This is a genomic window from Blastococcus sp. SYSU DS0617 (assembly GCF_054051075.1).
Genome location: NZ_JBJHAO010000014.1, coordinates 25,629 through 47,935, shown reverse-complemented (window position 1 = coordinate 47,935; position 22,307 = coordinate 25,629). Strand labels below are relative to the sequence as shown.

At 74.8% G+C, this 22,307-nt stretch carries 22 protein-coding genes; 5 read left to right on the top strand and 17 right to left on the bottom strand.

Annotated elements, in window-relative coordinates; translation table 11 throughout:
- Position 1 precedes the first annotated feature (1 nt).
- The 11 genes from gcvP to ACI793_RS15185 all read right to left on the bottom strand — a co-directional run bounded on the left by gcvP (position 2) and on the right by ACI793_RS15185 (position 11,654).
- Positions 2-3,043, bottom strand: coding sequence for an aminomethyl-transferring glycine dehydrogenase (gcvP, locus tag ACI793_RS15235; protein WP_456607223.1), 3,042 nt, complete (start codon positions 3,041-3,043; stop codon positions 2-4).
- Between the two features lie 208 nt (positions 3,044-3,251).
- Entirely contained in the window at positions 3,252-3,821 is a 570-nt protein-coding gene (locus tag ACI793_RS15230; RefSeq protein ID WP_456607222.1) for a MerR family transcriptional regulator, read from the bottom strand.
- Positions 3,822-4,053: 232 nt separating this feature from the next.
- The gene (locus tag ACI793_RS15225; protein WP_311345888.1) at positions 4,054-4,554 is read right to left on the bottom strand and encodes a bifunctional nuclease family protein; all 501 of its coding nucleotides are present in this window, start codon (positions 4,552-4,554) and stop codon (positions 4,054-4,056) included.
- Positions 4,555-4,671: 117 nt separating this feature from the next.
- Positions 4,672-5,409, bottom strand: a complete 738-nt coding sequence (gene ftsR, locus ACI793_RS15220) for a transcriptional regulator FtsR (RefSeq protein WP_456607221.1) — start codon at positions 5,407-5,409, stop codon at positions 4,672-4,674.
- Between the two features lie 3 nt (positions 5,410-5,412).
- Positions 5,413-5,931, bottom strand: coding sequence for an oxoglutarate dehydrogenase inhibitor Odhl (odhI, locus tag ACI793_RS15215; RefSeq protein WP_311345890.1), 519 nt, complete (start codon positions 5,929-5,931; stop codon positions 5,413-5,415).
- A gap of 260 nt (positions 5,932-6,191) precedes the next feature.
- Positions 6,192-6,596, bottom strand: coding sequence for a glycine cleavage system protein GcvH (gene gcvH / locus ACI793_RS15210; RefSeq protein ID WP_456607220.1), 405 nt, complete (start codon positions 6,594-6,596; stop codon positions 6,192-6,194).
- Positions 6,597-6,651: 55 nt separating this feature from the next.
- Entirely contained in the window at positions 6,652-7,572 is a 921-nt protein-coding gene (locus tag ACI793_RS15205; protein WP_456607219.1) for a DUF881 domain-containing protein, read from the bottom strand.
- Positions 7,569-7,901 (bottom strand): small basic family protein, encoded by a 333-nt coding sequence (locus ACI793_RS15200; protein ID WP_311345893.1) that lies wholly within the window; start codon positions 7,899-7,901, stop codon positions 7,569-7,571. Before ACI793_RS15200 ends, ACI793_RS15205 begins: the two co-directional genes overlap by 4 nt.
- Before the next feature lie 3 nt (positions 7,902-7,904).
- Positions 7,905-8,816: a DUF881 domain-containing protein gene (locus ACI793_RS15195; RefSeq protein WP_456607218.1), complete on the bottom strand. Its 912-nt coding sequence runs from the start codon at positions 8,814-8,816 to the stop codon at positions 7,905-7,907.
- The gene (locus ACI793_RS15190) at positions 8,813-9,469 is read right to left on the bottom strand and encodes a CDP-alcohol phosphatidyltransferase family protein (protein ID WP_456607217.1); all 657 of its coding nucleotides are present in this window, start codon (positions 9,467-9,469) and stop codon (positions 8,813-8,815) included. The genes ACI793_RS15195 and ACI793_RS15190 overlap by 4 nt, the downstream gene beginning before the upstream one ends.
- A gap of 103 nt (positions 9,470-9,572) precedes the next feature.
- Complete coding sequence (locus ACI793_RS15185; RefSeq protein ID WP_456607216.1) at positions 9,573-11,654, bottom strand: elongation factor G-like protein EF-G2; 2,082 nt, start codon at positions 11,652-11,654, stop codon at positions 9,573-9,575.
- A gap of 379 nt (positions 11,655-12,033) precedes the next feature.
- On the opposite strand from ACI793_RS15185, the gene ACI793_RS15180 reads away from it, so the two are divergent.
- Both ACI793_RS15180 and ACI793_RS15175 read left to right on the top strand, forming a co-directional pair.
- Entirely contained in the window at positions 12,034-13,701 is a 1,668-nt protein-coding gene (locus tag ACI793_RS15180) for a hypothetical protein (RefSeq protein WP_456607215.1), read from the top strand.
- A 115-nt stretch (positions 13,702-13,816) separates the two neighbouring features.
- The gene (locus ACI793_RS15175; protein ID WP_456607214.1) at positions 13,817-15,577 is read left to right on the top strand and encodes a hypothetical protein; all 1,761 of its coding nucleotides are present in this window, start codon (positions 13,817-13,819) and stop codon (positions 15,575-15,577) included.
- Between the two features lie 32 nt (positions 15,578-15,609).
- Here the strand turns inward: ACI793_RS15175 and ACI793_RS15170 are convergent, their stop codons facing one another.
- Positions 15,610-16,143: a DUF2243 domain-containing protein gene (locus tag ACI793_RS15170; RefSeq protein ID WP_456607213.1), complete on the bottom strand. Its 534-nt coding sequence runs from the start codon at positions 16,141-16,143 to the stop codon at positions 15,610-15,612.
- A gap of 121 nt (positions 16,144-16,264) precedes the next feature.
- On the opposite strand from ACI793_RS15170, the gene ACI793_RS15165 reads away from it, so the two are divergent.
- Positions 16,265-16,468 (top strand): hypothetical protein, encoded by a 204-nt coding sequence (locus ACI793_RS15165; RefSeq protein ID WP_456607212.1) that lies wholly within the window; start codon positions 16,265-16,267, stop codon positions 16,466-16,468.
- 148 nt (positions 16,469-16,616) lie between these two features.
- Here the strand turns inward: ACI793_RS15165 and ACI793_RS15160 are convergent, their stop codons facing one another.
- From ACI793_RS15160 to ACI793_RS15145, 4 genes are all read right to left on the bottom strand, one after another.
- Positions 16,617-17,762, bottom strand: a complete 1,146-nt coding sequence (locus ACI793_RS15160; RefSeq protein ID WP_456607211.1) for an NAD(P)H-dependent flavin oxidoreductase — start codon at positions 17,760-17,762, stop codon at positions 16,617-16,619.
- Between the two features lie 88 nt (positions 17,763-17,850).
- Entirely contained in the window at positions 17,851-17,988 is a 138-nt protein-coding gene (locus ACI793_RS15155) for a hypothetical protein (RefSeq protein WP_456607210.1), read from the bottom strand.
- The gene (locus ACI793_RS15150; protein ID WP_456607209.1) at positions 17,985-18,602 is read right to left on the bottom strand and encodes a TetR/AcrR family transcriptional regulator; all 618 of its coding nucleotides are present in this window, start codon (positions 18,600-18,602) and stop codon (positions 17,985-17,987) included. The genes ACI793_RS15155 and ACI793_RS15150 overlap by 4 nt, the downstream gene beginning before the upstream one ends.
- On the bottom strand, positions 18,599-18,877 hold the full coding sequence (locus ACI793_RS15145) for a hypothetical protein (protein ID WP_456607208.1): 279 nt from the start codon (positions 18,875-18,877) through the stop codon (positions 18,599-18,601). Before ACI793_RS15145 ends, ACI793_RS15150 begins: the two co-directional genes overlap by 4 nt.
- Before the next feature lie 326 nt (positions 18,878-19,203).
- Between ACI793_RS15145 and wrbA the strand changes: the two genes are divergently transcribed.
- Positions 19,204-19,803, top strand: a complete 600-nt coding sequence (gene wrbA, locus ACI793_RS15140; protein WP_456607207.1) for an NAD(P)H:quinone oxidoreductase — start codon at positions 19,204-19,206, stop codon at positions 19,801-19,803.
- Positions 19,804-19,936: 133 nt separating this feature from the next.
- Here the strand turns inward: wrbA and ACI793_RS15135 are convergent, their stop codons facing one another.
- The gene (locus ACI793_RS15135) at positions 19,937-21,544 is read right to left on the bottom strand and encodes a molybdopterin-dependent oxidoreductase (protein ID WP_456607206.1); all 1,608 of its coding nucleotides are present in this window, start codon (positions 21,542-21,544) and stop codon (positions 19,937-19,939) included.
- A gap of 175 nt (positions 21,545-21,719) precedes the next feature.
- Between ACI793_RS15135 and ACI793_RS15130 the strand changes: the two genes are divergently transcribed.
- Positions 21,720-22,307 carry a TetR/AcrR family transcriptional regulator gene (locus tag ACI793_RS15130; protein WP_456607205.1) on the top strand — a complete coding sequence of 196 codons (588 nt, stop codon included), beginning with the start codon at positions 21,720-21,722 and terminating at the stop codon, positions 22,305-22,307.

Genomic DNA, 22,307 nt, shown 5'->3' with positions numbered 1-22,307 from the left:
GTCAGGCCCGCGCGCCCACCACGTCGGCCGTCGTCCCCAGGTCGTCCGGAGCCCCGGCCGACCGCTCCGGCGTCGAGCCGTTCGCAGCAGGCGCGTGGTCACCGAAGTCGTGCTCGGCGAAGGCCTCCGGCGGCGGGCAGGCGCAGACCAGGTTCCGGTCGCCGTAGGCCTGGTCGATCCGCCGGACGGGGCTCAGGTAGCTCCGCCCCTGCAACCCGCGGACCGGGTAGATCGCGGTGGTCCGCGGATAGGGCCGCTCCCACTCCCCCGCCAGCATGGCCAGCGTGTGCGGCGCGTTGCGCAGCGGGTTGTCGGTGCGGTCGTACTCGCCCGACGCCACCTTCTCGATCTCGCCGCGGATGGTCACCATCGCCTCGACGAAGCGGTCCAGCTCGGCCTTGTCCTCGCTCTCGGTCGGCTCGACCATGAGCGTGCCGGCGACCGGGAAGCTCATCGTGGGGGCGTGGAAGCCGAAGTCGATGAGCCGCTTGGCGATGTCGTCGTTGGTGATCCCGGTGGCCTTGGTGAGCGGCCGGATGTCCAGGATGCACTCGTGGGCGACCATGCCGTCCGCACCGGTGTAGAGCACCGGGAAGTGCTCGCGCAGCCGAGTGGCCAGGTAGTTCGCCCCGAGGATCGCGTGCTCGGTGGCCCGGGTCAGGCCGTCGGGCCCCATGAGCCGGACGTAGGCCCACGAGATGGGCAGGATGCCGGCCGAGCCGAACGGCGCACCGGAGACCGCGGGCCCGGACGCCCCGGTGTCGACCAGCGGGTGGCCCGGCAGGAAGGGCACCAGGTGCTCCGCGACGCCGATCGGACCGACGCCGGGCCCGCCGCCGCCGTGCGGGATGCAGAAGGTCTTGTGCAGGTTGAGGTGGCTGACGTCGGAGCCGAAGCGGCCGGGCCGGGCGAGCCCGACCAGGGCGTTGAGGTTGGCCCCGTCGACGTAGACCTGCCCGCCCGCGTCGTGCACCGCGGCGCAGATCTCGCGCACCTCGGTCTCGTAGACGCCGTGGGTCGAGGGGTAGGTCAGCATGATGGCCGCCAGCCGCTCGGCGTGCTGGCCGACCTTGGCGCGCAGGTCGGCGAGGTCGACGTTGCCGGCCTCGTCGCAGGCCACGACGACGACCCGCATGCCGGCCATGACCGCGCTGGCCGCGTTGGTGCCGTGCGCGGAGCTCGGGATCAGGCAGACGTCGCGGTTCTCGTCCCCGCGGGAGCGGTGGTAGCCGCGGATGGCCAGCAGGCCGGCGAACTCGCCCTGCGACCCGGCGTTGGGCTGCACGCTCACGGCGGCGTAGCCGGTCACCTCGGCCAGCCAGCCGCACAGCTCGTCGATCAGCCGGGTGTAGCCGCGGGCCTGCTCGGCCGGCGCGAAGGGGTGCAGCCCGGCGAACTCCGGCCAGGTGATGGCGGCCATCTCCGTGGCCGAGTTGAGCTTCATCGTGCACGAGCCCAGCGGGATCATCGTGCGGTCCAGCGCCAGGTCCTTGTCGCTCAGCATGCGCAGGTAGCGCAGCATCGCGGTCTCGGAGCGGTGCGCGGAGAAGACCGGGTGCGTCAGGTAGGCGGTCCGCCTGCGGAGGTCGGCCGGGAGGGCGTCGCCGCCGTCCTGGTCCAGCGCCGCGTCGTCGAGGGCCACGCCGAAGGACTCGGCCACCGCGCGCAGGACCGCCGGCGTGGTGGTCTCGTCGCAGGCGACCGCCACCGTGTCGGCGTCGACCAGGCGCAGGTTGATCTTCCGCTGCGCGGCCGCGGCGACCACCTCGGCCGCCCGGCCGGGTACGGGGACGGTCAGGGTGTCGAAGAAGTGCTCGTGCACCGGCACCAGGCCGCCGTCGCGCAGCGCGGTGGCCAGCGCGTGCGCGCTGCGGTGCACGCGGGCGGCGATCGCCGCCAGGCCCTCGGGCCCGTGGTAGACGGCGTAGGCGCCGGCCATGACGGCGAGCAGCACCTGCGCGGTGCAGATGTTGCTGGTCGCCTTCTCGCGGCGGATGTGCTGCTCGCGGGTCTGCAGCGCCAGCCGGTAGGCGACGTCGCCGTCGGCGTCGACCGAGACCCCGACCAGCCGGCCGGGCAGCTGGCGGGCCAGCCCCTCGCGGACCGACAGGTAGCCGGCGTGCGGACCGCCGTAGCCCATGGGGACGCCGAAGCGCTGGGTGGTGCCGCAGGCGACGTCGGCGCCCCACTCCCCCGGGGCCTCCAGCAGCGTGAGGGCCAGCAGGTCGGCGGCGACGACGACGGAGGCACCGGCCTCGTGCGCAGCCGCGGCCAGGGCGCGGTGGTCGCGGACGGCGCCGCTCGCTCCGGGGTAGGACAGCAGCACGCCGAAGGCGCCGGCCTCGGGCAGGTCGGTGGGCCAGCCGGCGGACAGGTCGGCCACGTGCAGGGCGATGCCCAGCGGCTCGGCACGGGTCTCGAGCACCGCCAGCGTCTGGGGCAGCGTGTCGGCGTCGACCACGAACACCGCGTTGGCCTTGGCGCGTCCGGCCCGGCGCACGAGGGTCATCGCCTCGGCGGCGGCGGTGGCCTCGTCGAGCATCGAGGCACCGGCGACGTCGAGCCCGGTGAGGTCGGCGACCATCGTCTGGAAGTTGATCAGCGCCTCGAGCCGGCCCTGGCTGATCTCGGGCTGGTAGGGCGTGTAGGCGGTGTACCAGGCCGGGTTCTCCAGCACGTTGCGCTGGATGACCGTCGGGGTGACGGTGCCGTAGTAGCCCAGGCCGATCATCGAGGTGTGCACGTCGTTCTCGGCGGCCCGCTCGCGCAGCTCGGCCAGCACGGCCGCCTCGTCCGCGGCCGGCGGGAGCGCGAGCGGCGTCCGGTCCCGCACCTTCTCGGGCACGCAGGCGTCGGCCAGCGACTCGAGGCTGGGGTGGCCCACCACCTCGAGCATCGCGGCGGTCTCGTCGCCCCGCGGCCCGATGTGCCGCCCCGCGAAGGACCCGGCGGGGTCCAGTGAGTTCAGCGACGGGAGTGATCCGGTCAGCGGCGGAAGCGCTCCGCCCTCGGTTCCAGCGACGGTCTCAGCGTGGTCTGCCACTGGCGGAACGCTACCAGCGGGATGTCACCCGGAGCGGGGGCCCGGAGGGTCCCCCGAGGGGTGACGGGACGCGACACGAAGACGCTATGACTCTGTCGTCCTGCCGGACGACACCGCGACCACGTGCCGAGCCCAGACAGCTGAGCCGCTACGTCGTGCCTGCGCGGATCCCTCCGGGGCCCACTCGGCACGACAGAACCGAGATGAACTACATCGCCCGGCGGCGGCGGCGCATCGCGAGCTCGTCGTCGGCGGTGGCCAGCGGCGCACCGTCGAGACGCTCGGCCGGGAGCTCGGCCAGCTCACCGGAGAGCTCGCGCAGTGCGCCGGAGACGGCGATGCCGAAGACACCCTGACCGCCGGCCAGCAGGTCGACGACCTCCTCGGCGGAGGTGCACTCGTAGACCGTGGCACCGTCGGAGAACAGCGTGACGTTGGCGAGGTCCTTGATCCCGCGGTTGCGGAGGTGGTCGACGGCCTTGCGGATGTTCTGCAGGGAGACGCCGGTGTCCAGCAGCCGCTTGACGACCTTGAGGACGAGGATGTCGCGGAAGGAGTACAGCCGCTGCGTCCCCGAGCCGGTGGCGCTGCGGACCGACGGGGCGACGAGCCCGGTGCGGGCCCAGTAGTCGAGCTGCCGGTAGGTGATCCCCGCAGCGGCACAGGCGGTCGGGCCGCGGTAACCCACGAGGTCGGTGTCCACCTCGTCGTACGCGGGAGCCCCGACTGCGGCGTCGCTGAAGAGCTGACCCTGGGAGCCCTTGTCCTGGTCGCTCACGTCGGCGTCCTCCTCTGTCCCGGTCCGTTCGCACGGACCGGGTCGACGGCTTGCCACTCCTGCGCGCCGGGCTGGTTCGCCGCCCGGTGACCTCAGGTGTCACACCGTTGTTGTTCGCCGACCGTAAGCCGGGCCCGGGGGCCGGTCAACTGAGCGGGGCGGCGTGTCGCCTCGCTCATCATTTCGAGTGGAGCGCCGCGCGGCGCTGCCGATGGTCTCGGGATGGCCGCGTTCAGGCGGGGCCGCCGGACCCTCCGCCCGATCCCGAGCCGGCGCCGAAGTCCTCCGGCGAGATCTGGTCGAGGAACTCGCGGAACTTCTCGACCTCGTCCTCCTGCTCGTCGGGGATCTCGATGCCCACCTCGTCGAGCAGCTCCTCGGAGCCGAAGATCGGTGCCCCGGTCCGCACGGCCAGGGCCACGGCGTCCGAGGGCCGGGCGCTGACCACCCGCTCCTCGCCGAGGACGAGTTCGGCGATGTAGATGCCGTCGCGCATCTCGGTGATGTGCACGGCCTCGAGCTCGGCGCCCAGGGCGGTGATGACCTCGCGGAGCAGGTCGTGGGTCATGGGCCGCGCCGGGCGGACGCCCTGCTGCTCGAACGCGATGGCCGCGGCCTCGACCGCGCCGATCCAGATCGGCAGGTAGCGCTCCCCCTGCGTCTCCTTGAGCAGCAAAATCGGCTGGTTGCCGGGCAGCTCGACGCGGACGCCGACGACTCGAAGCTCCTGCACGGTACGGCTCCCTCGGCTGCGTGCCCGGACGGACCGACGTCGGCCGGTTGCGGGCGGTGTGGTGGCGGAAACGGTTCGGCGGTCGGGGACAGCGACGCCGTCCACGGTACGCCGGAGTCAGGGGCGCAGGAGATCCCGGAGGCGTGCCTCCAGCAGGGCGGTGTGCAGCTGCGCGGACAACCCGGCCAGCTCGCGCAGTTTCTCGGTGGCCCGCGTCCGGGCCTCCTCGGACCGCGCGCGCAGGACCGGCGCGACGAGCTGCTCCACCAGGCCGGCCTCGCGCTCCACGCCGCTCTTGTAGACCCGCAGGTGCCGCGGCTCGATGCCGTGGCGGGCCAGGCCGGCGGCCGCCCGGGCGATCGCGAGGTCGCCCACCGGGTGCCGGCCGTCGGCGTCGGTCGCCAGGAGGCCGAACTGCACGCAGTCGGCGAGCTGCTCGGGCTCCAGCCCGGCCGCGCGCGCGAACTGGTCCGGGGTCAGGGGCGCCGCCTCGCCGCTCCCGTCGCCCGGTGCGGGCGGGGGCACGGTCGCCGGCGCGGCCGTACCCGGGATCGGCTCTCCGCGGTCCAGCGCCTCCAGGTGGTCCTTGATGACCCGCAGCGGCAGGTAGTGGTCGCGCTGAGCGCTCAGCACGTAGCGCAGCCGGCTGACGTCGGCCCGGGAGAACTTCCGGTACCCCGACGGCGTGCGCTGCGGGTGCACCAGGTCCTCGGACTCGAGGTAACGGATCTTGCTGATCGTCACGTCGGGGAAGTCGTCGCGCAGCACCGCGAGCACCTCGCCGATGGTGAGGCGCGGCGTGTGCTGGTCGCCGGCGTCCCCGGGCGCGTTCTCGCGCTCGGGCACTGCCGTCATGTCCTAGCGAGCAGCCGGCTCGCCGGTCCGCGGACCGGTCAGGTAGACGAGGCGGAACTTGCCGATCTGCACCTCGTCGCCGCCGGCCAGGTTGGCGACGTCGACCGGCTCCCGGTTGACGTAGGTGCCGTTCAGGCTGCCGACGTCGTGCACCGAGAAGCCACCACCCTCGCGGTGGAACTCCACGTGCCGGCGGCTGACGGTGACGTCGTCGAGGAAGATGTCGCTGTCGGGGTGGCGCCCGGCGGTCGTGACGTCCTGGTCGAGCAGGAACCGGCTGCCCGCGTTCGGGCCCCGCTTCACCACGAGCAGCGCGGACCCTGCGGGCAGGGACTCGACGGCGCCGGCGTGCGCGTCGGCGGGCGACTCGGTCGTCTCCGGCTGCTCACCGGAGTCCTCTCCCCCGACCTTGGGGATCACGCTGGTCGACTCGCCGATCCGCTCCGGGGGGAGCGCCGAGCCGCACTGCGCGCAGAAGCGACTGCCCTCGGGGTTCTCGTGTCCACATCGAGTGCAGTGCACGTTGCGTCTCCTCCGGTACGAGGGGCGTCGCCGCGGGCCTTGACAGGCCGCGGGCGGCCGGCGGTCGACGGGCCGGCTGGCCCGCCGTGTGTCGGCCACCGCGGATGCGGCGGGCCGTGGTCATGGAACCAGCGGTCGACCCGAGGGTCAACCGCACGTGCGGGGTCGGGGTGGGGAGCTGCGTTGCTGGTCACCCGCGTCTCCGTGCCCCGTCGCGATCATAGTGATCGGCAGGCGTTCCGGCCCCGCAGGCGGGGCCGTCAGGACCCGTCGACGAGGGCCTGGTAGGCCTCGGCGTCCAGCAGCGCACCGATGGGGTCGCCCCCTTCGCCGGGCACGCTGATGTCCACCAGCCAGCCCGAGCCGTACGGATCGGCGTTGACCGTCTCCGGGGCATCGGTCAGCGCCTCGTTGACCGCGGCCACGACGCCCGCGACGGGCGCGTAGACGTCGGAGACCGACTTGGTGGACTCCACCTCGCCGATCGGCGTCCCCGGGGTCACCTCGTCGCCCACGGCGGGTAGCTGCACGAAGACGATGTCCCCCAGGGCGTCCTGGGCGTGGTCGGTGATGCCGACGCGGACGACCGTCGACGTGCCGTCGGTGCCCTGCACCAGCGCCCACTCGTGCTGGTCGGTGTAACGGCGGTCGTCCGGAGTGGCCATGCGGGGATCTTCTCCCAGGGGTGCGGCGGGGCGGCGCCCGGGGGCGGCCGGCTGGTCAGTCGTCGACCGGATCAGCGTATTGAGCCTCCGGGAGCGGCCGCAACGCGTCGACGACGAGTTCGGGCACCTGCTCGACCGTGACCGACCCCCCACGGCTCCCGATGTTCTGCACCACTCCCCCGGGGATGTTCAGCGCCGTCTCCATGTCCTGCGGAGAGCCGAGCACGAGCACCTCGTAGGGAGCGGTGATCGGCCGGCCGTCGATCATCAGCGCGCCCGAGGTGCCGGTGACCGCGGTGCTCAGGCCCACGCGGACGCCGTCGATCTGCATCGTCTCCGCCCCGGCGCCGCGGAGCTCCTGGATCACGTCGACCAGGTCGGTGACCCGCAGCGCGTCGTCCGGGTCCCGGAGCGTCATGCGCAGCCCCGGACCCAGCGCGGGATCGGTGCCGTTGAGCACGCCGAGGGACGCCGCCCGGTTGCGCGCCTCCTCGAGCGCCGAGGCGGTCTCGCTGTCGGAGCTGGTGAGCTGCCGCAGCGCCCGGCGCTCGTCCGCGATCAGCTCCCGGAGGCGGACGCCCCGGGAGCTGACCTCGTCGACGATGCGCACGAGGTCCTCCTCCCGGGCGCCGGCGAGCAGCTGCTCGTCGTCGGAGTTGCGCACCTGCACGGTGAAGGCGAAGCCGAGGAGCAGCGTGAGGACGCCGATCAGGGCGGCGGCCCGCAGGTCGCGGCGACGGCCGGGGCCCGGCTCCTCGGGCGCGGACGACCCCGGGGCCGACGACTCCGGCGCGGACGACTCCGGCGCGGACGACCCCGGCGCGGACGACCCCGGCGCGGACGACCCCGGCGCGGACGACTCCGAGGCGGACGACTCCGGCCCGGACGACTCCGGCCCGGACGACTCCGGCCCGGACGACTCCGAGGCGGACGACTCCGGCGACGACGGGGTGCCGGGTGTCGGGTCGGTGGTCATGCCCGGAAGACGTGCCGCCGGATCGCCGCGGCGTTGCCGAAGATCCGGATGCCGAGCACGACCACGACGGCGGTGGACAGCTGGGCGCCCACGCCGAGCTGGTCCCCGAGGAACACGATGAGCGCCGCCACGACGACGTTGGAGACGAAGGAGATGACGAAGACCTTGGCGTCGAAGATGCCGTCGAGCCGCGCGCGGAGACCGCCGAAGACCGCGTCCAGCGCCGCCACGACCGCGATCGGGAGGTAGGGCTGCAGCCACAGCGGCACGGTGGGGTCGACCAGCAGGCCGAGCAGGACGCCGGCCACCAGGCCGAGGATCGGGATCACGGGTCAGTCTCCGGTCACGGGGTCGGTCGGCGGGGTGCGGGGCTCGTCGGGCACCGGCCGCGCCCAGCGCAGTTCCGGGGTGCTGGCGGCAGGCAGGCGCAGGTCGTCCTTGCGCCCGAAGTCGAAGCCGAGCCCGAAGGACTCCTCGACGAGGGCGAGCGCAGCCACGTCGGGGCTGGCGAGGAACCCGCTGCGGAGGGTCTCGGGGTCGCCGATCGCACTGATCTCGTAGGGGTTGGTCACCGGGCGGAAGTCGACGAGCACCGCCTCGCCGGCGAACCTGATGGCGCTGGTGGGGCCCAGCCGCTGGCCGTTGATGCTGATCGCCTCGGCTCCGGCCGCCCAGAGGGCGTTGACCACCAGCTGGAGGTCGCCGTCGCGGACCCGGCCCCGGACGTCGGCCTCGGTGACCCCACCGACGGGGTCGTCGTCGGCGTCGGACCCAGCGTTGGCGAGGGTGACCAGCAGGCCCGGACCGCTGACGGGGACCGCCGCGGCGCCGACCTCGGCGCGGGCGAGCTCGTCGAGCGCGCGCTGGCCCGTCGCGGAGGACGCGAGCAGCTCGTCGCGGGCCCGGCTCACCTCCGCCCGCAGCTGCTCCAGCTCGGTGGCGAGCTCGTCACTGGCGTCGGACTCGGCACGGATGTCGTCGACGAGAGTGGCGCGGATCTCCTGCCGGCCCTGCACCCGGGCGGCGGCCTGGTCGTACGTGACCGCGGCGAGGACGCCGGCCACCACCATGGTCAGTGCCACCACCGCCGCTCCGCGCCATCGGGGCGCGGTGGTGGCCGGGCCGGCGGCCGCCCGGGCCTCCGCGGCCTGGGCGTAGGAGGGGTCCAGGGTCTCGGCGAGCACGTCGTCGAGCAGCGAGGCACCCAGGGAGCGCTGGCCACCGCCCGGCGGGTGCGCGGTCACGACACCGCGCCCGTGGGAGCGGCCCGCTCGGCGCGCACGATCCCGACGACCTGCACGACGTAGAAGACGCCGGCCAGCAGGTAGAGGGCGGTGCCCCAGATGGCGAACGCCCAGGCGAAGGGGGCGATGGCCGTGGCCAGCCAGCCGCTGCCGTCGGCGAGCAGCAGCCCGGGGAAGGCGTAGAGGAGCAGGAAGGTCGCGGCCTTGCCGAGGTAGTGCACCTGCAGCGGCGGATAGCCGTACCGGCGCAGCACGAGCAACCCGACGCCGAGGACGAGCTCGCGGCCCAGCAGGAGCGCGACCATCCAGACCGGCGCGATGTCGCGCAGCGCGAGGGCGACCAGCGTGCAGACGATGTAGAGCCGGTCGGCCGCCGGGTCCAGGAGGGCGCCGAGGCGGCTGCCCTGGTCCAGCCAGCGGGCAAGCTTGCCGTCGGCCCAGTCGGTGATGCCCGAGATCATCAGGACGATCACCGCCCAGCCGTCGGCCTCCGGCCCCAGCAGCAGCCAGAGGAACAGCGGCACGCCCAGCAGGCGCAGGACCGACAGCGCGTTGGGCAGCGTCCACACCCGGTCGGGCAGTTCGTCCCGCCCGACGGGGACGGCGCCGTGCGACGTCGTCGACTCGGCCGATGGCCCGTTCGACGACGTCACGATCCCTCCAGCCCGCTGATCACCCTGCGCAGAGGCTAGTAGAAGGACCCCGTGCCCCCCGCCACTCGCCTGCTCGCGGCGGGTCCCCGCACGGGGCCTCGCCTCAGGCGGGGACCGACAGCGACGCGGGAGCGGGCTCGTGGCCCAGGGGACGCCGGTCGAAGGAGCCGGTGCCGTGGCTGATCGAGCGCAGCGCCCCGGGATACCCGAGCAGCTCCACCTCGGGGATCTCCGCGCGGACGGTCGCCCGGCCCGCGGCGGGATCGGTGTCGCTCCCGGTGACCCGCGCCCGTCGGGCGGACAGGTCGCTCATCACCGCGCCGACGTACTCCCCCGGGACCTCCACCGCCACCTCGCACCACGGCTCCAGCACCCGCGTCCCGGCCGCCGCCGCGAGCTCGCGGAGGGCGAGCGCGCCGGCTGCCTGGAACGCCGCGTCCGAGGAGTCCACGGAGTGCGCCTTGCCGTCGACCAGGGTGACCCGGACGTCCACGACGGAGCGGTCCGCGCCCAGGCCGCGCTCGGCCTGCGCCCGGATGCCCTTCTCCACGCTCCCGTGGAACTGGCTGGGCACCGTCCCGCCGACGATGCGCTGCTCGAAGACGATCCCGCTGCCCGGCGGCCCCGGTTCCCCCTCGACGACGACCACGGCGTACTGCCCGTGCCCGCCGGACTGCTTGACGTGCCGCGCCGTCACCCGCGCCGGCCCGGCCAGCGTCTCCACCAGGGGCACCCGGACCGGGACGGTGGTGACGGAGACGCCGTGCCGGCTGCGCAGCCGCTCCAGCAGCACCTCGGCGTGCGCGTCACCGACGCACCACAGCAGCAGCTGCCCCGTCTCCGGCCGGCGTTCCAGGCGGACCGTGGGGTCCTCGGCGACCAGCCGCCCCAGCGCGGTGGCCAGGCGGTCCTCGTCGCCGCGCGAGGCGGCCTCCACGGCCACCGGCAGCTGCGGCGTCGGCAGGTCCCAGGGCGGGACGAGCAGCGGGTCCTCCGGGGAGGACAGCGTGTCCCCGGTCTCGGCGCTGGTGAGCCGGGCGATCGCACACACGTCGCCGGCGGGGCAGGCGGGGACGAGCCGCAGCAGCGATCCCAGGGGCGAGCTGACCGCGCCGATGCGCTCGTCGACGTCGTGGTCGGGGTGCCCGCGATCGGCCATGCCGTGCCCGGAGACGTGGACCGCGATGTCCGGGCGCAACGTGCCGGAGAAGACGCGCACCAGCGACACCCGGCCCACGTACGGATCGGTCGTCGTCTTCACCACCTCGGCGACCAGCGGTCCGTCCGGATCGCAGGACACCGCCGGTGCCGCTGCGCCGTCCGGCCGGGTGACCGGCGGGCAGCCGTGCTCGCCCGGGCACGGGAAGCCGGAGACGACGAGCTCGAGGAGAGCGGCGACGCCGATCCCGGCCGGCGGCGCCGCGCACAGCACCGGGTGGAAGTGGGCCCTGGCGACGGCGGTCTCGAGATCGGCGATCAGATCGGACTGCACGAGCTGGTCACCGGCGAGGTAGCGCTCCATGAGCACCTCGTCCTCGCTCTCGCCGATGATGCCCTCGATCAGCTCGGCACGGAGGCGGCCGGCCCCCTGCCGGCCGGCCGGTCCGCTCGCCGCGTCGGGATCGAGCAGGGAGACGAGGTCGCGCACCGAGCCGTCGGGGGCCCGGTCGACCAGGTGCACGGGGAAGACGCCCTCTCCCAGCAGCGTCTGGCACAACCGCACCGCCTCGTCCACGTCGGCCTGCGGCCGGTCGATCTGGGTGAGCACCACCGCGCGCGGCATGTCGACGGCCGCGCACTCCTGCCACAGCGCCACCGTGGTGGCGTCCACCCCGTTGACGGCGGAGACGACGAACAAAGCGGCGTCCGCCGCCCGGAGCCCGGCGCGCAGCTCGCCCACGAAGTCAGGTGCCCCCGGGGTGTCGAGGAGGGTGATCCGGTGCCCGGCGTGCTCGACGGTCGCGACGCCCAGCGACACGGACCGCCGCTGCCGGATCTCGACGTCCTCGGTGTCCAGGCACGTCGTGCCGTCCTCCACCCGGCCGGCCCGGGGCAGCGCCCCCGTGGCCACCAGCAGCGCCTCGGCCAGCGTCGTCTTGCCCGCGCCGGTGTGCCCCACGAGCGCGACGTTGCGCACCCGTTCGGCCGCCCGTGGCGCGGGCGCCGCTGCGATCTCCTTCGCCATCGGCCCGGCTCAGCTCTGCGCGCCGGCGGAGCGCGACACGGACGCCGTGCCGGCCGAGGACGGTGGGCGACGGTCGGCGATCCGGTCTCCGGCGAGCACTTCCACGGCAGCCTCCTGGCGACGGGACTGTGGTCTGGCTCACAGCCTGCCCCGCCGTGGTTCGTGGATCAAGGGAGACCGGAGCGGCGGCCGCACCTCTGGCCGTGTCCGCCCGGTTCCCGGCGCACCCGCCACTATCGTTCGCGCTGCACCTGTGACCCATGACGTCTGGATTTCCGTGATGACCACCAGCCGGATTGGGCAGCTCCCCCCGGTGCCGCCGCCCCTGGAGCGAGCGGCACCCGCACGGCCCTCGCGGACCGGGAGCCGGCGCAGGGGCGTGGTCGTCACCGTCGCGCTCCTGCTGCTCGCGGGCCTGCCGGCCCTGGGCGGTCTGGCCGGCCTGTGGCAGGGCCGTGGGGATCCCTACCTGCCGATCGGCGATCACGCGCTCATGGCCCTGGTCGTCGATGCCGTGGGCGAGCACGAGGTGCTCCTCGGGGCCTACTCGCGCTTCGACTGGTACCACCCCGGGCCGATGGCGGCCTACCTCCTCGCGGTTCCGTACAACCTGCTGGGCGAGGCCCTCCAGGGCCTGTCGGCGGGAGCGCTGGTCATCAACGGGGTCAGCGTGGCCGTGGCGGTGTGGCTGGTCCGCCGGCGCGCAGGTCTGGTGCCGGCCGTCTGGACGCTGCTGGTGATCACGCTGAGCGTGCAGATCATGGGCGAGGGCTTCCTCCGGGATCCCTGGAACCCCTATCTCCCGGTCCTGCCCTTCCTGGCCGGGGTGCTGCTGTGCTGGACCGCGCTCCGCGGGGACGCATGGGCGCTGCCGCTCGCCGTCGTCCCGCTCTCGCTCGCGGCGCAGAGCCACGTCGGATTCCTCCCGGCGGTGGGGGCCGTGGGCGCGCTGCTGGTCGCGGGGCTGCTGCTCCGGGCGGTGCGGCGGCGGGTTGCGGCGGACGCTCCCCGTGGATCCGGGCAGGCGGTGCGGCAGTCCCGTCGATGGCTGGTCGCGGGCATCGTCGCGGTGGCCGTCGGCGCCCTGCTCTGGACACCGACCGTCGTCCAGCAGCTCACCGGGACGCCCGGCAACGCCGGGGTGCTCTACGACCACCTGCTGCGGAGCTCGCCCGAGCAGACCGCGGGCGTGTCCGTCGGTCTGCGCGCCGTTGCGGACGAGTTCGGCAAGGTGCCTGCGCACCTCGTGGGGGCGGGCCTCACCGGAGCCCCCCTCCTGCCCGCTCGGTGGCCCGCACCGGCGATCGCGGTCGGCCTCGCCCTGTTCGCCGTGGCGCTGGGCGTGGCCGCCGCTCGGCGGCGCGGGGACGTGCTGTGGCTGGGCGGGCTCACGCTGGCCGTCGCCGCGGCCGGGGTCGTGGCGGTCGCCCGGATCGAGGGTCTCGCCTTCACCTACCTCGTGCAGTGGACCGTCGTCATCGGCATCCTGGCCTGGACGACGGTCGGGCTCAGCCTGCTCCCGGAGCTCGAGGGCGGGCTGCGGCGGGTGCTCGGTGGCCGGTTCCCGGCACTGCCACCCGGAACCGTGCTGGGGGTCCCGCTGGCGGCGCTGACCGTGGTGGCGGTGGGGGTGGCCGCGGTCGGCACGGCCCGGGCGGACGCCCCGACGACCGATTCCACCGGCGAGGTCGCCGCGCTCGCGGATGCGGTGGTCGCCGACCTCGACCGGCGGGGACCGGGGCCGGGCGAGGACCCGCCCGTCGTCCGCATCGACTTCGCCCCGACCACCACGCCGGTCATCGTCGGCACGATCCACCCGGGCGCAGGGGTGGCGCTCGCGCTGCACCGCGCGGAGGTCGACGTCCAGGTGCTCGACGTCTGGCGCATCCCCTTCGGGTCGCGTTTCACCGACCGGGCGGACGACGCCGGCTACGTGGCCACCGTGGCGTTCGCGGACGGGACCTCGCCGCCTCCGGAGCCCTGGCAGGAGGTGCTCGCCGTGCGTGGCGGTTACCAGGTCTACGGCGGGGTGCCACCGACCCGGTGAGCCCGAGGCCCCGGTGGCGAGGTCCTCGCCCCGCGGTCGCTCCTCCACCGGCCGGGTCTGCCGCGGCGGCTACCCTGCCTGCGGTTCCGCGCCCTACGACGTCTGGACAGCCCGAGTGACCACCAGCCGCACCGGCGAACCGCCCACGGCCACCGCGACGGTCCCCCAGGCGGCGCCCGGCGACGAGGGAGCCCCGACCTCCCGCACCGCCCGCCGGGGGCTGGGCGTGGCCCTGGGACTGCTGGCCGCGCTGCCGGCGATCCTGGGCCTGGTGGCGCTCGCGCTCGACCGGGACGAGCCCTACTTCTCCTTCGGCGACCAGGCCATCCTGGCGCTGTCGGTGGACGCCGTCGGTGAGCACGACGTGCTGCTCGGCGCGTACTCGCGCTTCGGCTGGTACCACCCCGGGCCGATGGCCACCTACCTGCTGGCCGGCGTCTACCGGTTGCTGGGCGGCGCGACCCAGGCCATGGCCGTCGGGACGCTGATCATCGGGGGGCTCGCCTCGGCGCTCGCGGTGTGGCTGGTGTACCGCCGCGCGGGCGCGCTGCCCGCCCTGTGGACCGTGCTCGTCCTGGCGCTGAGCGTGCGCATGCTCGGCGCGGGCTTCCTCTACGACTCGTGGAACCCCCTCCTGCCGGTGCTGCCGTTGCTGGCCGGGGTGCTCCTGTGCTGGACGGCGATCCTCGGGCACTCCTGGGCGCTACCGGTGGCGGTGGTGCCGATGTCCCTGGCCCTCCAGGCACACATCGGCTACCTGCCCGTGGTGGGCGCGGTCGGCGCGGTGCTGGCACTGGGGCTGCTGCTCCGCGCCGTCCGACGGCTGCGGCAGAGGAACGCCCCGGCGCCGGACGGGCCCGGCCGGCCGCGCGGGGCCCTGCGCTGGCTGGTCGCGGTCGTCGCCGCCCTCGCCCTGGCCGCTCTGCTCTGGACGCCGCCCCTCGTCCAGCAGGTGACCGGGTCGCCGGGCAACCTCGGCGAACTGACCGAGTACCTGCTCGAGGGCTCACCCGAGGATCCCGCCGGGCTCGGCGCCGGTCTCCGCGGCGTCGCCGACGAGTTCGGGAAGATCCCGGCCTACCTGGTGGGCGCCGGGTCCCCCACCGAGCCGTTGCTGCCGGAGTCGTGGCCGCCGGTGGCCATCGCGGTCGGCCTGGCGCTGTTCGTGCTCGCGCTGGCCAACGGCGTCCGCCGCAGGCAGGAGGACGTCGTCTGGCTGGGCGTGCTGACCCTCGCCGTCGCCGCCGCCGGAGTGGCCGCGATCGCCCGCATCGACGGCTCTCCCTATCCCTATCTCACGCGGTGGACCGTCGTCGTCGGCATCCTGGCCTGGACGACGGTCGGGGCGAGCCTTGTGCCCGAACTGCGAGCGGTGGTCCAGCGGTGGGCCGGCCCACGCCGCGGCGCCGCCCTGCTGGCGGTCCCGCTCGCGGCCCTGGCGACGGCCGCCGTGCTCGTCACCGGCCTCGGCACGGCCCGGGCGACTCCCCCGATGACCGACGTGACCGGGCAGATCGGCCGCCTCGAGGAGGCGGTCCTGGCAGACCTCGACCAGCGGGGCCTGCGCTCCGGCGCGGACGAGCCGGTGGTCCGGGTCGACTTCCCCGGCACCACCCGTCCCGACGACCTGGTGGGGACCTTCTGGCCGGGCACGGGCCTGGTGCTGGAGCTGCTCCGCGACGACGTGGACGTACAGGTGTCCCCGTTCTGGCGCATGCCGTTCGGGGACCGCTACACGGATCGGGCCGACGACGCCGGCTACGTCGTCACGCTCGCCTACTCCGACGGGACCTCGCCGCCGCCGGAGCCGTGGCAGCAGATCCTGCTCGTCGACGGCGAGCTGCAGGTCTACGGCGGGGTTCCTCCCACCGGCTGACCGCGTCGCGCGGATCGCCCGGCCGCCGCCGGTCAGGCGCGGGCCGAGGGCGCCGGCCGGGCGTCGGCACGGCGCCGCAGGTCGCGCACGCCGCGGCGGTGCACGAGCCAGCCCACGGCGATGAGCGCGACGCCGGAGAGCAGGAAGCCGATGTCCCAGCTCAGCGGGGCGCCCAGGTCGTCGCGCACGTGGTGGACGCCGAGGATCTGGTGGTCGATCAGCCCCTCGACGAGGTTGAACAACCCCCAGCCGGCGACGACGAGGCCGAGGTGGAAGCTCCAGCTGGGCGCGATCCGCCCCTGGCGCCAGGCGACCAGCGCCGTCACCATGCCGGCGACCGCCGCCACCCAGGTGCCGAGGTGGAAGAACCCGTCGGCGACCGTGTTGGCCTCCAGACCGGCGAGCGTGCCGGGGTCGTGGTCCTCCACCGAGCTCACCATGTGGTGCCACTGGAGGATCTGGTGCAGCACGATGCCGTCGACGAAGCCGCCGAAGCCGATGCCGTAGAGCAGCCCGGAGGCCCGCGAGGGCAACCGCTCCCCCGCCGTCGTGGTCGCTGTCGCCATGCCCGGGCGCTACCCCGGCGCCGGCCCGCGCACCCGCCATCCGGTGAGGGCGCCTCCGGCCGGTCAGGGCCACCGCTCCCCCGCCGTCCGCCCGCGCGACGCGCCCCGCATGCTGGAGCACATGAGCAGCAGCGACCACGCCGCCGGCCGGAACCAGAGCACGGGCACGGCGCACGCCGTGCTCGCCGCCACCGCGGATCTGCCCGCGCCCTGGGCCGCGGTCTGCGGGGCGTCGGTCGACGTCGTCCAGGGGAAGTGGAACGGCCCGCGCGGACTGGGCGCGGCCGACCCCTGCTCCGAGTGCCGCCGCCTCACCGGGTCCTGAGGGCCACCCCGCCCCTTGTTGCGGGGCTTGTCGTTCGACGCCTTCGGCGGATGGTTGTTGGGGATAACGGTCGTAGCCGGCTCGCGACATCGACGATCCGGTCGGCACCCGGGGTGGATGGCGACCGGATCGGCGAGGTCGTGCCGGGTCAGCTCTCGACGAAGCGGGTGAGCCGCTCGACGGCCTCCACGAACTCCTCGACCATCTCGTGCACCACCCGCCGGGTGGGCCGGACCGAGCTCATGCTCGCGCTCCCGACGATCTGCCCGACGAAGTAGGTGGCCAGGTCGTTGGCCGGCGTGCCGGGTGTGCCCGCGACCCGGTTGATGCGGGCCTGCGCCTCCCCCACGAGCATCGGCTGCAGCGGCATCGGCAGCGTCCCGGGACCGTCGGCCGACTCCCACTCCTCGGTCCACGGGCTGCGCAGCATGCGGGCCGGCTTGCCGGTGATCGACCTCGAGCGGACGGTGTCGCTCAGGCCGGCGCGGAGGAACTTCTCCTTGACCGCCGGGTTGGTCTCGGCCTCCTCGGTGGTCAGCCACACCGAGCCGCACCACGCGCCGTCGGCGCCCAGGGCCATCCCCGCGGCCAGCTGGCGGCCGCGGCCGATGCCCCCGGCGGCGAGGACCGGCAGCGGGCCCACGGCGTCGACCACCTCGGGCACGAGCACCATGGTGGCGATCTGGCCGGTGTGCCCACCGGCCTCGGTGCCCTGGGCGACGACCAGGTCCGCGCCGGCGGCCTTGTGTCGGACGGCGTGCTCCACCGATCCGGCCAGCGCCGCGACCGGGATGCCGGCGCCGTGCGCCCGCTCGATGAAGTGCGGCGGCGGCGGGCCCAGCGCGGAGGCCACCAGCTTGGTCTCGTGGGCGAAGAGGACGTCGAGCAGGGGCGCCATGCTCTTGGGGTCCACCCGCATGCCGCCGACGCCGGAGCTGCGGCCCCCCGTCGGCGTGTCGGCGGGCAGCGGCGGGATGCCGTACCGGTCCAGCAGTCCGTCGAGCCACTGCCGGTGCCCGGCAGGCAGCAGGTCGCCGAGGGCCGCCCGGTCCAGGCCGCCGGACTCCGAGCCGGCGAACTTCTCGGGCACGAGCAGGTCGACGCCGTAGGGCCGGCCCTTCACCTCCCCCTCGATCCAGGTGAGGTCGATGTCGAGCTGCTCCGGGGTGTGCGCCACGGCCCCCAGGACGCCGAGCCCGCCGGCGTTGGTGACCGCGGCGACGACGTCGCGGCAGTGGCTGAAGGCGAAGATCGGGACGTCGATGCCGACGAGGTCGGTGGCGGCAGTGCGCACGGGAGTGCCTCTCTGGTGGGTCTCGGGGTGGCTTTCGGGGTGGGCTGGAGGTGCGTCGTCGAGGGCGGTCGAGGGTGGGGCGGGTCCGTCAGCGGTTCCGCGAAGCAGGCCCGGTGGTCGCTGGGGTGGGCGTGGCCCACTGCGCGTCGGGCAGCTCACCGAGGACGGCGTCGAGCGCCTCGTGCTCGGCGACGAGGTCGGCGGCGACCGCGGAGACGTCGCTCATCGCAGCAGTCCCTTCAGGATGATCTCGACCGCTTCGTCGGCGGCCTGCGGGGGCGAGCTGCGCAGCGTGCGCGCGACCTCGGGGTCGGCGAAGCTCCGGCCGAGTCCGGCGAGCACCCGGGCGACCGCGGCGGTGTCGACGTCGGCGATGTCGCCGCGGCCGACCGCGGTGTCCAGGAGGATGCGGGTGACGTCGATCAGGTACTGGTTGTGGCTGTCGACGAGCGCCTTCACCGCCGGGACGGTGCCGATGTCGCGGGACCAGGCGTCGGTCGCGCGGCTCACCGCGACGTGCGCTGCCCGCAGGTAGGCCCGGATCGCGTCCAGCGGGGGCATCTCGTCGGCGATGATCCGCTGGGCGTTGCCGCCGATCCGCCACAGCTGCCGGTCGACGACCATCAGCACGAGCTCGTCCCGGCTGGGCGCCAGTGCGTACAGCGTGCGCAGCGAGCAGCCCGCCCGCGCCGCGATCTCGGCCATGGTGAGCTCGGCGAAGCCGTCGCGGAACATGGCGTCGAGCTGCCGGAGCACCTCGCGCTGCCGCTCGGTGAGCTGCTCCTCGCGCTCCCGGCCCAGCACCGGGCGGGGGCGCTCGACCGTCGCCAGGTTGCTCATGCGCCGTCCTCCAGGAGGGCCACCGGGACGTCGGCGTACCGGGCGCGCAGCCGCTCCCCCAGGCTCTCGGTCTGCCCGGCCTGGCGCGTCGAGGCGGCCACGCCCTCACCGAGCAGCCCGTGCACGACGACGTCGAGCGAGCGCGGCGCCGGCAGCCGGTGGCGCTCGACCCGCAGCGGCGCGGTCTCGGGCAGCAGGTCGGCGAGCCGCTCGGGGGTCAGGACCCCGTCGAGCCAGGCGGGGCCGCCGATCTCGCGGCGCTGCGGCGAGGTCACGGTGCCCACCGACACCTCGCCGCCTGCGCCGTCGTGCTCGCCGATGACGCTCGTGCCATGCGCGGAACCTAGGACGGTAATCAAGCCACGTCAACGTTACCGGCGTGGCGCGGCTCCGTGGCCCGACCCGCCGAAGGAGGGCCTCCTGCGCCCGCACGGCGGCCACCGTCCCGCGGTCGGCCCACCCGGGCGAGCCGACGTGCAGCCGCGCCGGTCCCACCGTGCCGCCGCGCCGTCCGCGCGGTACCGTCGGTGATAGTTGAGCGCGCAACGACCTGCCCGCTCAGCACCCCGACCTCGCACCACCGAGCCACCCAGGAGCGACCATGACCAAGATCGCCGTCGTCTACTACTCGTCCACCGGCAACACCCACCAGCTGGCCCAGGCGCTCGCCCAGGGCGCCGAGGAGGCCGGCGCCGAGGTCCGCCTCCGCCGGGCCGCCGAGACGGCCCCGGCTGCCGCCATCGACAGCAGCCCGGCCTGGCGGGCGCACCTCGACGCCGTCGCCGACATCCCGCTCGCCGAGCCGGGCGACCTGGAATGGGCCGACGGCTACGCCTTCGGCACCCCCACCCGCTTCGGCACGCCGTCGGCCCAGCTCAAGTCCTTCATCGACACGCTCGGCCCCCTGTGGGCCACCGGCAAGCTGGCCAACCGGGGCGCGACCGCCTTCACGAGCGCGCAGAACACCCACGGTGGCAACGAGTCGACGATCCTCACGCTGTTCAACATCTTCTCGCACTTCGGTGCCGTCATCGTCCCGCCCGGCTACACCGACCCGCTGCTGTTCGCCGCCGGCGGCAACCCCTACGGCGCCGCGGTGGCCTCGGGTGGCGAGGCCGGCGCCGCCTCGGACGAGGTCCTCACCGCCGCCCGGTACCAGGGCCGCCGGCTCGCCGAGATCAGCGCCAAGCTCGTCGCCTGACGGCCCGCGACGTCGTCCGGGGCGGCCCCGCCGGGCCGCCCCGGAGACGGTGGGCACCGCTCACGTCGGATCCGCGGTGTCGGCGCGGACCGCGACCGGGGCGACGTCGTCGAGGGCACCCCGGACCGGGGTGTCAGCGCTGCACCTCGACCTCGATGATCGGGTAGCCGGAGGCGCCGTCCGGCGCGACCCGGGTCCGCTCGTCGGTCTGCACCTCCCCTGCGCCGTCGGTCGCCCGCGCGGCGATCACGTGCCGGCCGGGAGTGGCCTCCCAGGGCAGGAACCACTGCCGCCAGCAGTCGACGTCCAGCGGCTCGGCCAGCTCCGCCTTCCGCCACGGCCCGTCGTCGATCCGCACCTGGACGCCCTCGATGCCACGCGTGGGTGCCCAGGCCACCCCGGCGACGACCGCCCGTCCGGCGGGCACGGACCGTCCCGACCGCGGGACGTCGATCCGGGCCTGGGTCTTGATCGGGCCCTCCTTGGCCCAGCCGCGCGGGATCCAGTACCCGTCGACGTCCCAGTCGGTGAGCTCGATGGCCGAGAGCCACTTGGTGGCCGAGACGTAGCCGTACAGCCCCGGCACGACCAGCCGCGCGGGGAACCCGTGCTCGGCCGGCAGCGGCTCGCCGTTCATGGCGACCGCCACCATGGCCTCCTCCACGTCCAGGGCGGTGAGCACCGGGAACCCGGCCGTGAAGCCGTCGACCGACCGGCCCACGAGCTGGGTGGCGCCCTCCTGCAGCCCGGCCCGGTCGAGCAGGGCCCGGAGCGGCACGCCCTGCCAGCGGGCGTTGCCGACGAGGTCGCCGCCGACCTCGTTGGAGACGCAGGCCAGCGTGACGTCGGCCTCGATCTGCGGCAGCTCCATCAGCTCGGCGTAGGTCAGGGTGAACGGCTCGTCGACCATGCCTTGCACCTCGAGCTGCCACTCGTCCGGGTCGACGATCGGCACCCGGAGGGCGGTGTCGATCCGGTAGAACTCCTCGTTCGGGGTGAACAGCGGGGTCAGGCCCGGGATCTCGAGATCCGCGCCGGCCGGGACGGGGCCGGCCTGCCGTACCGGCCGGGGCAGGCGGATGGCCGCGCGCAGCTCGGTCAGCCGCTCACGCCCGGAGAGCAGGTAGCCCCCGACCCCGGCCAGGACGGCGAGCGCCGTCGTCCCGCCGGCCAGGGACAGGAACCGCCGCCGGTCGACCGGCGGCCGCCCGGCCGCGACGGACGTGCTGCCCGCCGGCGCCCCGGCCACTCCGGCGCCGTCGCCCCCGTCTGCGGCAAGTGCCGAGGGGCCGGCGCGGGCCACGCGCAGCAGGAGGACGAGCACGGCCACCCCGACCGCCGCCCCGACCGCCCCGACGAGAACCGTGATCCCGACCTCGCTGCGCGGGTCGGACAGTGCGGCCACCACGCCGAGAGCGGCGAAGGCGACGAAGCCGGCGGCCGCGACGGCGAGCCACCGCCTGGCCAGCACGCCCAGGGCCGCACCGAGGAGGACCGAGACGACCAGCACCCCACCGATGAGGACCGGCTTGTCCGCGGTCCCGAGCGTCGAGATGGCCGCCCGCTCCAGCCAGCCGGGCACGCTGTCGATGACGGCGTCACCGACCGAGACGACCAGCGATCTGGCGTCCGGGATCAGGCCGGCGACCAGTTCGGCCACGCCCAGCGCCGCCGCCACCGCCGCGATGCCCGCGACCGCGCCGGTGCTCCGGCGCACCGCCCGGGGACCGACGTCCTGCACCGGCGACCGTGCTCCGCTCTCCGTCACACGGGACGCGATGTCCCGGCTCGCGGGCGGCGACACGGGGGCCGGCGGCTTCGACTCCGGATCGTCATGCTCGCACCGTGGGCGGGATCACCGGCCGGATCGGCCGGTTTCCCGGCCACATCGGCCGGTGCCTCGTAGCCTCGTCGAGGTGAGCGCGTTCCGGCAGCAGGCGGAGGACCAGATCCTCGACCGCGCCGCCGCCCTCCTGGCCCGGCGCGGCGCCAAGACCTCCGTGCAGGAGATCGCCGACGCGGTCGGCCTGTCCAAGGCCGGCCTGCAGCACCACTTCCCGACGAAGGACTCGCTGCAGGCCGCCGTGGTGGCCAAGGCGGGCCAGATCGGCCAGCAGGTGCTCGACGTGGTGGCCGGGCTGCCGATCGGTCCCGAGCGCGACCTGCGCGCGATCGAGGCCTGGGTCGACGTCGCCCTGGCGCACCCGGGACTCGTGTCGCTGCTGCTGACGCCGGTCAGCAGCGGCGTTCCCGGCGAGGCGGCCGACAGGGACGCCGAGGCGATCCTGGCCTCGGCCACCGCGGCCCTCGCCGCCTTCGGGGTCGACCCCGACGCAGGCACCGCCGAACGCACCGTGCGGGTCGCGGCCGCCCTGGCCGCCCTCGGCGTCCTGACCCTCGCCGCCCACCAGCAGAACCTCACCGTCGCGTGGCGGCCGCACATGGTCGTCGCCTGCTTCGACGCACTCGGCCACCGCCGATCCGTCCCCACCCCGGAGGCCTGA